General features: G+C 63.1%; 10 protein-coding genes. 6 read left to right on the top strand and 4 right to left on the bottom strand.

Annotation, left to right across the window (positions count from 1 at the left end):
- The 3 genes from rnr to H7B90_RS22885 form a co-directional block, all read right to left on the bottom strand.
- Window positions 1-2,322, bottom strand: a 2,322-nt coding sequence (gene rnr / locus H7B90_RS22895; protein ID WP_185138220.1) for a ribonuclease R, incomplete at its 3' end; no start/stop codon positions are given.
- A gap of 215 nt (window positions 2,323-2,537) precedes the next feature.
- Window positions 2,538-2,774, bottom strand: a complete 237-nt coding sequence (gene secG / locus H7B90_RS22890; RefSeq protein ID WP_185138217.1) for a preprotein translocase subunit SecG — start codon at window positions 2,772-2,774, stop codon at window positions 2,538-2,540.
- A gap of 157 nt (window positions 2,775-2,931) precedes the next feature.
- Complete coding sequence (locus H7B90_RS22885) at window positions 2,932-3,891, bottom strand: helix-turn-helix transcriptional regulator (protein WP_185138216.1); 960 nt, start codon at window positions 3,889-3,891, stop codon at window positions 2,932-2,934.
- Window positions 3,892-4,004: 113 nt separating this feature from the next.
- Here H7B90_RS22885 and H7B90_RS22880 point away from each other — a divergent pair, with 113 nt between their 5' ends.
- Entirely contained in the window at window positions 4,005-5,195 is a 1,191-nt protein-coding gene (locus tag H7B90_RS22880; RefSeq protein WP_185138215.1) for an MFS transporter, read from the top strand.
- Window positions 5,196-5,265: 70 nt separating this feature from the next.
- On the opposite strand, the gene H7B90_RS22875 is transcribed toward H7B90_RS22880, so the two are convergent.
- On the bottom strand, window positions 5,266-6,027 hold the full coding sequence (locus H7B90_RS22875) for a sugar phosphate isomerase/epimerase family protein (RefSeq protein ID WP_185138214.1): 762 nt from the start codon (window positions 6,025-6,027) through the stop codon (window positions 5,266-5,268).
- Between the two features lie 273 nt (window positions 6,028-6,300).
- Between H7B90_RS22875 and H7B90_RS22870 the strand changes: the two genes are divergently transcribed.
- From H7B90_RS22870 to H7B90_RS22850, 5 genes are all read left to right on the top strand, one after another.
- Window positions 6,301-6,975 carry a response regulator transcription factor gene (locus H7B90_RS22870; protein ID WP_185138213.1) on the top strand — a complete coding sequence of 225 codons (675 nt, stop codon included), beginning with the start codon at window positions 6,301-6,303 and terminating at the stop codon, window positions 6,973-6,975.
- A complete protein-coding gene (locus H7B90_RS22865; protein ID WP_185138212.1) occupies window positions 6,972-8,348 on the top strand; it encodes a HAMP domain-containing sensor histidine kinase in 1,377 nt (458 codons plus the stop codon). The genes H7B90_RS22870 and H7B90_RS22865 overlap by 4 nt, the downstream gene beginning before the upstream one ends.
- 556 nt (window positions 8,349-8,904) lie before the next feature.
- On the top strand, window positions 8,905-9,750 hold the full coding sequence (gene mle, locus H7B90_RS22860) for an alpha/beta fold macrolide esterase (RefSeq protein WP_185138211.1): 846 nt from the start codon (window positions 8,905-8,907) through the stop codon (window positions 9,748-9,750).
- A gap of 84 nt (window positions 9,751-9,834) precedes the next feature.
- Window positions 9,835-10,758 (top strand): ABC transporter ATP-binding protein, encoded by a 924-nt coding sequence (locus H7B90_RS22855; protein WP_185138210.1) that lies wholly within the window; start codon window positions 9,835-9,837, stop codon window positions 10,756-10,758.
- On the top strand, window positions 10,755-11,471 hold the full coding sequence (locus tag H7B90_RS22850) for an ABC transporter permease (RefSeq protein WP_185138209.1): 717 nt from the start codon (window positions 10,755-10,757) through the stop codon (window positions 11,469-11,471). The genes H7B90_RS22855 and H7B90_RS22850 overlap by 4 nt, the downstream gene beginning before the upstream one ends.
- Window positions 11,472-11,474: the final 3 nt, after the last annotated feature.

Here is an 11,474-nt window from a genome sequence, read left to right as displayed (position 1 = left end):
GCTCCGCCCGGCGCCGCGACCGCTGCGGCCGGCTTCGCCCCGGCCGCCGCCAGACGCGCCGCGTTCGCCCGGCTTGAACGCGACGACCTCGCCTCCGCGGCGCTTGCGCTTGCCGCGGCCGCCTCCCGCGGCGCCGAAGCCGCCGCCGCGGCCTTCGATCCACTCGAGCTTGTTATGCCCTCGCGACTTCATGTCGACCAACTCGAAATCGATCGAGTGCTCGGCCATGTTGACGCGCGCCACGCGAATGCGAACCTCGTCGCCGATCCGGTACACCTTCGACGTCCGTTCGCCGATGAGCGCCATGTGCAGCTCGTGGAAATGGTAGTAGTCGTCCGACATATCGCTAAGCCGGATGAGGCCTTCCACCGTATTTTCCAATTCCACGAACATCCCGAAGCCCGTCACGCCGCTGATGATGCCGTCGAACTCCTCGCCCACCTTGTCCAGCATGAACTCGGCCTTCTTCAGCTTCGCCGTGTCGCGCTCCGCGTCGACCGCGATCCGCTCGCGCTCCGACGACTGCTGCGCGATGTCCGGCATGCGGGCGCCGAGCGCCTCGAGCCGGTCGGCCGGCAGCGTGCCGCCGTTCTCGATCACTTCGCGGATGACGCGGTGGATGACGAGGTCGGGGTAGCGCCGGATCGGGGACGTGAAGTGCGTGTAGAACTCCGCCGCCAGGCCGAAATGCCCGAGGCTCTGGGAGTCGTACTTCGCCTGCTTCATCGAGCGCAGCATCATCGTGCTGAGCACGGTCTCTTCCTTCGTCCCGTGGATCTCCTCCAGCAGCTTCTGGAGCGCCTGCGGATGAACGGAGTTGCCCTTGCCCTTCACCGCGTAGCCGAAGTTGGCCGCGAACTGCATGAACGTCAGCAGCTTCTCGCTGCTCGGCTCCTCGTGGATCCGGTAGACGAACGGCACCTTGAGCCAGTGGAAATGCTCCGCTACCGTCTCGTTCGCCGCCAGCATGAACTCCTCGATGATCTGCTCCGCGATCGACCGCTCTCTTTTGACAATATCGACCGGCTTGCCTTCCTCGTCCACAATGACCTTCGACTCCTGGAAGTCGAAGTCGATCGCGCCCCGGCGCATCCGCCGGCCGCGCAGCGCCATCGCCAGCTCCTCCATCGTCTTGAACGTGTCGACGAGAGGCGCGTAGCGCTCCATAAGCTCGGGATCCTGGTCGACGAGAATCTTGCGGACGTTCGTGTACGTCATCCGCTCCGTCGTCTTGATGACGCTCGTGTAGATGTCGTAACGGACGCGGCGCATCGTCTGCGGCTCGAATTCCATGTCGCACGACAGGGTCAGCCGGTCGACCTGCGGGTTCAGCGAGCAGATGCCGTTCGACAGCCGGTGCGGCAGCATCGGAATGACGCGGTCGACGAGATAGACGCTGCAGCCGCGGTTGTACGCTTCCTCGTCGAGCTTCGACTTCTCGCGCACGTAGTAGCCGACGTCCGCGATATGGACGCCGAGCAGCAGGTTCCCGTTCGGGAGCCGCTCCACGTTCACCGCGTCGTCGAGGTCCTTCGCGTCCTCGCCGTCGATCGTGACGATCGTCTTGCCGCGCAGGTCGCGCCGGCCTTGGGCGACGATCTCTTCCTCCGTGATGGAGTCCGGAGCCGCCTCCGCTTCCTTCATGACGTCGTCCGGGAACGCCTCCGGCAAGCCGTGCTTGCGGATGATGCTCAGAATGTCGACCCCGGGGTCGTCCTTATGGCCGAGGATCTCGATAATTTCGCCTTCGGCCGCGGATCGGCCTTCCGGGTATTGGATAATCGTCGCGACGACCTTCTGGCCGGTGACGGCCCCCTTGAAGTTCTCGGTCCGGATGAAAATATCCTTGTTGATCCGCTTGTCGTCCGGAATGACGAAGCCGTAGCTCTCGTGATTCTCGAACACGCCCACGACCTGCGTCACCGCGCGCTTGACGATGCGCACGACTTCGCCTTCCAGCTTGCCGCCGTCGGACTTGGACGTGACGCGTCCGAGGACGATGTCCCCGTTCATGGCGCTCTTCAGATCGTTCGCATGGATGTACAAGTCCGGATGGTCCGTCTCGTCCGGGATCAGGAAGGCGAATCCCTTCGCGTGGGCTTGCAGCCGCCCGCGAATCAGGTTCATCCGCTCGGGGACGCCGTAGCGCTCCGTGCGGGTTCGCATGATTTTCCCGTCTTGCTCGAGTTCCGTCAATAATTTGAGAAATTCTTTAAATTCAGCGGCATCTTCTATGCCGAAATGCTTCTCCAGCTCTTGGTACGTCATCGGCTTGTACGCATCTTCGCGCATGAAGCCGAGCAGTTCCTGCTCCGTACACAATGGCACCCGCATCACCTCATTCTGCATCTAGTATATACGCTTTCCTTACCCAGCAACCGGGGTACCTGTCCAACCGGGCGCCGACAATTCCAACCAGCGGACTTGTTCGGCCGTTCTCTATTGTTATCGGTGAATTCTCTGGCAATGTTTGCCGAGGGACGCCGATACGCAAAAAAAGCGGGAAGCCCGTGCTTCCCGCTCTCGGTTCGACTGTATTAAGCTTTGACCACGTACGCGACGACAAGCGCCAGAACGAAGAATCCGACCGCCAGCCCGATCGTCAGACGCTGCAGGAACAGGTCCAAGCCGCGAGCCTTCTGCTTGCCGAACAAATGCTCCGCGCCGCCGGAGATCGCCCCGGACAGTCCCGCGCTCTTGCCGCGCTGCAGCAGAACGACGCCGATCAGCCCGAGCGAGCAAATGACCAATAGAATTTTCAGAAAGATTTCCATCTCGAATTCCACCCCCTACTTAGGAACGCCCAAAACCGAATTTGAATTCGGATACATAGTCAGGATTGCGTCGAAAACAGTATTTCCATTGTACCATAGCCGCTAACGGGTGACAACCACTGGTTCGGTCAAGCTTGCGAAGGGCCGTTATTGCTCCTCAGTCCGTCCCGCCAATCTCGCGATACTTGGCCGTCAACGCCGCCAGCTCGGCGCGGATCGCTTGCAGCAGTTCGACCGGCTCGCGAGCGGTCGCTTCCCTCCCGAGACCGACGAAGAACTCGGCGAAAAAAGGAAGGTCCCCCCGCGGCACGTCCCCGTCGATCGAGCCGCTTCCGTCTTCGCGCACTTGCAGCAGCTTCGAGAGCCACAGCTCGGCTTCGCAGCGCTGGACGCCGGCGCGGGTCAGCTCGGCCCGGAGGCGGACGGGCTCCCTCGGCTCGGCGGCGTCCCGGCGGCTCAAGCGGACGTCCCCGAGGTCGAGCGGCTCGGTCTCTTCATCGAACGCCGCATCGCGAATCCGGTCGCAGCGGAACACCCGGTAGCCTTCGCGCAGGAAGCAGTAAGCCGTGCAATACCAGAGCCCGTTGTTGGCATAGATGCAGACCGGCTGGATTCGGCGCCGCTTCGCCCCCTGCTCCTTCGATTCGTATTCGACGGAGAGCACCTTCCGGTTGACGGCCGCGTCCAGCAGAACGGCCAGGCAGGGCGCGTCGCCGCGGCGGGTCGGCGTGACGAAGTCGACCCGGTCCTTCATCCGGTCGATCCGGTCCCGAACGTCCCCCGGCATGTGGAGGTAGAACTTCTGGAGCGCCGAGGCGGACTCCGCTTCGAACGGCAGCGAGGAATAGTGGCGCAGCGCATGCACCGCGAAAAACATCGCCACCGCCTCTTCCTCCGTGAACGCGATCGGAGGCAGCACCCGCTCCCGGACCACCTGGTAGCCCCCATGCGGCCCCACTTCCGAATAGAGCGGCACCCCGAGCTCGCTCAGCTCCTGCAGATCCCTCAGAATCGTGCGCTTCGACACGCCGAATTCGTCGGCCAGCTCCTGGACCTTGAACCTTCGCTTCCGGTTGACGGTCATCATCAGCTCCATCAGCCGCTTCGACTTGGGCATCCCGATCCGCTCCTTTTTTCTCGTTGTGCCGCGAAGTTCATGACAGGTTTTGTCACCATTATGCCTTACGATAGGTTTCGCAAGCAACTTGAATTCATTGGAGGGCTCCATCGATGCGAAAATATAGCGTTCTGTTCTTCCTGATCATGTTCATGATCGGAACCGATACCTTCCTCATCTCGCCGCTGCTTCCGACTCTGCAGGCCGAGTTCGGCGTGCCGACCGGCATCGCGGGCTGGATGCTCGGCGCCTACACGCTCGGCTCCGCCGTCTTCGCGCTGATCGCCGGCCCCTTGTCCGACGGCTGGAACCGGAGAACGGTTCTGCTCGGCGGACTGCTCGGCTTCTCCGTCTCGACCGCGCTGTGCGGCTTCGCCTGGGACTTCTGGTCGATGTGCCTGTTCCGCCTCCTCGCCGGGGTGAGCGCGGCCTTCACCGCTCCGCAGGTGTGGGCGTCGATTCCGGCCGTCCTGCCGGGGCCGCGGGCGGCCAAAGCGATGGGGCTCGCCTACGCGGGGCTGGCCGCTTCCCAGGCGCTCGGCGTGCCGATCGGCAGCGGGCTCGCGGCCGCTCACTGGTCCGTCCCGTTCTGGTCGGTCGGAGCCGTGTCCTTGCTGCTCGCCATCGGCGCTTACGCCATGCTTCCCGACATGAAGCCAAGCTTGCGAGCCGGCGAGCGCACGTCCATTCTGGGCCGGTACGTTCCGCTCGCGACGAGCGGCAAAGCCCGCAGCGGATTCTTCGCCTATCTGCTGCTGCACCTCGGCGGCGGCACCGCATTCGCCTTCGTCGGCAAGTGGATGGCCGACAGGTTCGAGCTTCCGGTCGGGCAGATCGGCGTCGTCATGGTTTTCCTCGGTCTCGGCAACCTGCTCGGAAGCACGGTCAGCGCCTATGCGGCCCGCAAGCTCGGCAACAAAGGCGCGGTCGCGGCGGGCATGACGTTCGTCGCGGCGCTGTACGCGATCCTGCCCCATCTGACCGCGCTGCCCGCGGTGACGGCCGTATACCTGGCGATTTTCGCGGCGCTCGGCGTCGTCTTCCCTCTCGTCATGGGCGCGCTCACGTCGCTGAACGCCTCCATCCGGGGGACGATCTCCAGCCTCGCCAACTCGACGATGAACGCCGCCAATACGCTCGGCGCTTGGCTGGCGGGCCTGCTGTACGTCCAGCTCGGCGGCTACGTCTCGATCGGCCTGTTCGCGGCCGTCTGCATCGTTCTCTCGCTCGTCACGTTCCGGCTCGGCGGCGTCTTCGGGCGCGACGCCGCCCGCTCCGGCCCCCAATCCGCAACGCAGCACTAAAAAAAAGCAGTCCCGCCAGAAGGCGCCACGCCTCCTCGGGACTGCTCTCTGTATGCTCTCGAGCCAAATCTTAGATCCAGCCGCGCTCCTTGAACCACGCGTAGTTGAGCTTCGCGCTCTCGAGCGAAGACACGTCGTAGCGCTCCTGCTCGATGATGACGTATTCCACGCCCGTCTCTTCGCAAGCGGCCAGCGCGGAATCCCAGTCGACCGTGCCGCGGCCGATCTCGGTGTCGGCGCCGTCGGCCTTGAAGTCCTTGGCGTGAACGACCGGCACCCGGCCCGCGTACTTCTTCACGTAAGCCGCCGGATCCTCGCCGCCGACCTTCACCCAGCCGAGGTCGAACTCCGCGAACAGCAGGTCGGCGGGCACGCGCTGCAGAAGCAGGTCGATCGCCGGGGTTCCGTTCACCTTCCGGAATTCGAACGCATGGTTATGGTAGCCGAACGACAGGCCGCCTTCGGTGACGATGCGAGCCGCTTCCTCGAGGACGGACGCCATCTTCGCCACGTCGTCTTCCGTCGGGTTGTCGCCCAGCGGGTAGAACGGTACGATGTAGCGCTTCAGCCCGAGCTCTTGGGCGTATTCCAGCTGCCGCTTCACCTGGTCGGCGATCGGCTCCTGGTAGTTGAGGCCGATGTGCGCCGAAGGCGCGTTCAGCCCGGCGTCGGCCAGGGCCGCCTTCAGGTCGCGGGCGGAGACGCCGTAGTAGCCGGCCAGCTCCACGTTGCGATAGCCGATCTCGGCGATCTGCCGGATCGTGCCCAGGTAATCTTCCTGGCAGAGATCCCGTACCGAATACAATTGAATGCCTACTTGAGGTTTGGCCATGAATTCGTGCACCACCTTATCCGAATTGGAGCGCGTCGGCGGCGGACGAGGGCATCGGCCTCCAATCGGCTTCGGTCCTCCCGCTTCCCGCGCGAATACATCCTTATTATAGGTGAATCGCTTTCACCTGCACGATTCCGGATTTTGTTCTGTTCTTATGGCATTTGGCGAGTCGGGCTCCTCCCCGGTTTTTAACCGAAAATTAACTTCCCTCCCCCGAATCGCTCCGCTATCATAAGGGGATAATCAGGGCGGAATCGAGGTCGATCGCGCATGGCGAAGCGAATTCTATATATCGAAGACGACGCCGACATCGGCGGCTGGGTCAAGGAGGATCTGGAGAGCCGGGGCTACGAGGTGATCTGGCTCAAGTCCGGAGACGGCGCCGCCGAATGGGCGGCCGATGCGGATCTCGTCGTGCTCGACGTGATGCTTCCGGGGCTGGACGGATTCACGGTCGGCCAGCGGCTCAAGAAGGAGGCTCCCGGCGTGCCGATTCTCATGCTGTCGGCGCGGACGGCGGTCGACGACAAGCTGCAGGGGCTCCGGTTCGCGGACGACTACTTGACGAAGCCGTTCCATCCGGACGAGCTGGCCGCGCGGCTGGACGTTCTGCAGCGGCGATACGGCGTTCCGGAAGAGCGGGAGATCGAATGCGGCCATCTGATCGTCAAGCCGGAGCTGCATACGGTCATCGACAGCCGAACGGGCGAAGAGATTCCGATGACTCCGAAGCAGCTTCAGATTTTGCTCTATTTTCTACGCAACCGGGGCCTTGTCCTGACCAAAGAGCAGATCTACGAGGCGGTCTGGGGAGAACCGTATCTGGAAGGCGACAAGACGGTCAACGTCCACATTCGCTATCTGCGGGAGAAGATCGAGCTGGACCCGGGCAATCCGCAGATCATCGAGACGATCCGGGGCATCGGGTACAGGGTGCGCAAATGAGAAGGGGCAAAGGGCTGTTCAACCTGCGAAGCTCCTTGATGTCCAAGTACCTGCTCATCGTCCTGTCGGCGATCGTGCTCATTCCCTTCGCTTTTCCGTTGGTGGCCGTCATCTTGTCCCTCTCGTCCGGACCGATCGCGAATCCCGGCCCGTCGAACCCCTATCAGAGCGCGTCCCGTCTGGAGAAAATGTGGCACCAGGAAGCCGCCCGGCTGAAAGGGGCTTCGCCGGAGGACGTGAACGCGGCGCTTAAGCGAATCCGGAGCCAATACGGGAAGGCCCGCATGTTCTGGGTCGACGGCGGCGGAACGCTGCGGCTCGCCCTGCCGGACAACCCGCATCTCCCGGCCAAGTGGGATGCGTCTTACACGGTCGCCTACATGAAGAATGCCGTGAACGGGAACGTCTTCACGACCATCGCCTTCATCGGGGGAAGCGTGAAAAGCGGGTTCATGGCCTTCCAGGTCCCTCGGAGCGAGATGGGAAGCTCGGGAACGGGAATCGGCGCCCGGTACGGAACCATCCTCGTGTCCGGCATTCTGCTCATTCTCGGGCTGTTCCTGTTCGTGTCGCTGCTGTTCTTCTACCGGATCCGCAAGCGGCTCGTCCGGCTGGAAGGGGCCATGACAGCGCCTTCGGAGAGCGGCATTCCGCAGCCGGTGGCCGTCACCCGCACGGACGAGATCGGCCGGCTGGAGCGGTCGTTCAACGATATGATCCGCCAGTTGGAGAGAAGCCGCGAGCGCGAGGCCGAAGAAGAGGCGCTGCGCCGGGATCTGGTCGCGAAGCTGTCGCACGACCTGAGGACGCCGCTGACGGCGATCCGCGGCCACGCGTTCAGCCTCCGGCAGGAGCCTCTGAGCGACAAGGCGAAGGAGTCGCTCGGTCTGATCGACCGCAAGATCGATTCTCTCGGCCGGCTTATCGACAACCTTTTCTCCTTCACGCTGCTCTCTTCCGGCAAATACCCGTACCATCCGCAGCGGATCGACATCGTGCGCATGGTCCGGACGCATCTCGCGGGCTGGTATCCGGCGTTCGAGCAGGCGGGCTTCGAGATCGACCTGGATCTCCCGGAGTCGTCCGTCTATTGGGAGATCGATCCGCAGTGGCTGGAGCGCGTGCTCGACAACTACTTGCAGAACGTGCTTCGCCATGCGAAGAGCGGCCGCTACGTCGGCATGATCGTGTCGGACCGAGGCGGCGGAAGCATCGCGATCGCGGACCGCGGGCCGGGCATGACCGGGGAGTCCGACGAGAAGGGCGCCGGCATCGGCCTGTCCATCGCCGCGCTGATGCTGAAGGACATGAAGCTGCGATCGGACGTGCGGAGCGGGCCCGAGGGGACGGTCGTGTTCATCCTGCCGGAGTGAGGCGGGAGGTTTGCGGGGGGTTTGTCTCGGTTTGCCAACAGTTGACAGGAGATTAAGAGTCGTGCTAGGATCGACTCAACTTACAAGAACGGAGGGTTGCGTGTGGCAAACTAATTTTTCGACGCTGGTTGGGCACATGGAACGTAGCGGCTGTCATTGACGGCTTGCTTGTCGTGCTACGCGATCGAAGAATGGTTTGCCGCACAGGTAACCCGCATGGAAGAATAGAACGCGCCGCGGTCGGACGTGGAATTCGTATGCTCGTTAGGAGACATGCGCTCACGCCCCCTCTCGCATGGGACTAACGCTCCCACTTGCATGGACCGCCGCCCTCTTCTTCCCGCTTCTCTTCTCGATCGCGCAGACACAGGCAGCCGGCCTGTGTTTTTTGTTTTGCCCGGAGAGCGCTGTGCCGGGTACGCGCCCAACAAGACGGTTTTTTCCGCTTGTTGCGGCCCCAAGTGCCGTGCGCGTGCCCAACAAGACGGTTTTTTCCGCTTGTAGCGCGCTCTCCGGCTGCCAACCTAAATCATCGCAAAAACGGGAGGAATCATCCATGAGCGAAAGACTCATCCAAATAGACGGAATCGAACTATGCGCCGAGAGCTTCGGCCAGCCGGCCGACCCGGCCGTGCTGCTCGTCATGGGCGCCCAGTCGTCCATGGTCTGGTGGGAGGAAGACTTCTGCCGGCGGCTGGCCGAGGCGGGACGATTCGTCATCCGCTACGACAACCGCGACACCGGGCGCTCCACCGTCTACGAACCCGGCCAGCCGGGCTATACCTTCGTGGACATGGCCGACGACGCGATCCGCGTCCTCGATGCCTACGGCATCGGACAGGCGCACTTCGTCGGCATCTCGATGGGCGGCATGCTGACGCAGATGGCGGCTTTGCGCCATCCCGGCCGGGTGCGGAGCGTCACGCTGATCTCCTCTTCCAACTTCGCGCCGGACCTTCCTCCGATGGAACAGAAGGTTGTCGACTACTTCTCCAACGCGGGAGAGATCGATTGGACGGACAAGGAGGCGGTGCTCGCTTTTAACGTGGGCAAGTGGGACGTGCTCGCCGGCTCCAAAAACCCGTTCGACGACAACATCCGCCGTCTGGCCGAGCTGGAGTGGGACCGCGCCCGCAACCCGGCCAGCATGAACAACCACGGCCTCGTGACGGGAGGCTTCGAATACTTGTCGAGGACGGCCGAGATCGCCGCTCCAGCCCTCGTCATTCACGGCACGGAGGACCCGATTATCCCGTACGAGCATGGAGTCCGCCTGGCGGAGGCCATTCCGGGCGCCGAGCTGCTGACGCTGGAGGGCGTAGGGCACGAGCTGCATCCGAACGATTGGGACGCGATTCTCGGAGCGATCGTCCGCCGCACCTCGGGGAACCGGCCGGCCTGATCGTCCAATTTTAAACGAATCTTAAACGTCGCCCACCCTCGTCTTTAACCTTCGTCCTCTAAGATGAAGGCAGAGGTGATGGAGATGTCGGCTAATCAAGAGCTGATTCTGGAGACGAATGGATTAACGAAGAGACTGGGCGGGAAGCCCGTCGTGAACGCGGTGAACCTGAAGATCAGCCGCGGGGATATATACGGCTTCCTCGGGCCGAACGGCGCGGGCAAGACGACGACGATCCGCATGCTGCTCGGGCTGGCGAAGCCGACGAGCGGGACGATCCGCGTGTTCGGCAAGGACATCCGCAAGGAGCGGCTCGCCATTCTGCGCAAGGTCGGGTCGCTCGTCGAATACCCGTCCTACTACGGACATCTGACCGCGACGGAGAACCTGGAGGCGGTGCGCCGCCTGCTGGGCGTGCCGAGATCGCGCATCGACGAGGTGCTGTCGATCGTGCGCCTGACGAAGGAAGCGAAGCGGCCGGTCAAAGGATTCTCGCTCGGCATGAAGCAGCGGCTCGGCATCGCGACGGCGCTGCTGGGGAATCCGGAGCTGCTCATCCTGGACGAACCGACGAACGGGCTCGATCCCGCGGGCATTCAGGAGATCCGCGAACTGATCAAGAGCCTGCCGCAGTCGAGCGGAGTCACGATACTGATCTCGAGCCACCTGCTGTCCGAGGTCGAGCAGATGGCGACGCAGGTCGGCATCATCTCCAAGGGGAGCCTCATCTACCAGGACGGCATCCAGCAGCTGCGCGAGCAGGCGAAGGGGCGGATCCGTCTCGGCGTCAGCGATCCCGAATCGGCCTGGAAGCTGCTGCTCTCCTGCGGCCTCCCGGCCGATTGGGACCATGGCAAGCTGTCGCTGACGCGCACGGACAACCGGACGGTCGCCGAAGCCGTCGCCCGGCTCGTGGAACACAGCCATCTCGTCTATCGGGTGGAAGAGGAGACGGCGTCGCTGGAGAGCATCTTCCTCGAGATGACCGGTTCGGAGGGAAGCTTATGATTGGGCGAGTTCTCTCCTCCGAATTCCTGAAGATCCGCAAGAAGCTTCTCTGGCTGCTCGTCGTGGCCGGGCCCCTCGGCGTCGTCGCTCTGCAGGCCGTCAACTTCGGGCTGCGGTACGACTATCTGATGAAGCAATACGCCGCCGACCCATGGGGAGGGCTCATCGAGAACGTATCGATCCTGGCGCTGCCCGCCCTGCTCATCGGGCTGGCGATCGTCGCGTCGATGGCCGCGGGAATCGAACATCAGATGAACGCCTGGAAAATGACGCTGGCCCTGCCGGTCACCAAACGCCATGTGTTCGCCGGCAAGTTCCTGCTGACGGCCTTCCTGCTTCTTTGCTCTTGCGTCTTGCTGGTTCTTTTCACCGTGGCCTTGGGATTCGCTCTCGGGTTCGGTTCGTCGCTTCCCGTCGGGGAGCTGCTGTCGGCCGTGTTCTATCCGTATCTGGCGGCGATGCCCTTCATCGCGCTGCAATCGTGGCTGTCCGTGACGATGGCCAACCAGGCGATCCCGCTCACCGTCGGCATCGTGGGCATGATCGTCTCGACGTTCGCGGGAAGCCGGTTCCCCGATTGGGTGCCGTACACATGGCCGCAGCTCAACAACGAGTGGGGCGAGCCGCTCTATTCCGTCGCCATGGGCGTGGGCACCGGCATCGTCGTGTTCCTGCTGGGCATGGCGGAGTTCGTACGAAAGGATGTGAAGTAACCG

The organism is Cohnella xylanilytica, assembly GCF_014212175.1.
Taxonomy (GTDB): domain Bacteria; phylum Bacillota; class Bacilli; order Paenibacillales; family Paenibacillaceae; genus Cohnella; species Cohnella xylanilytica.
The sequence above is the reverse complement of the archived record's forward strand: the minus strand, read 5'-3'. Positions and strand labels throughout refer to the sequence as shown.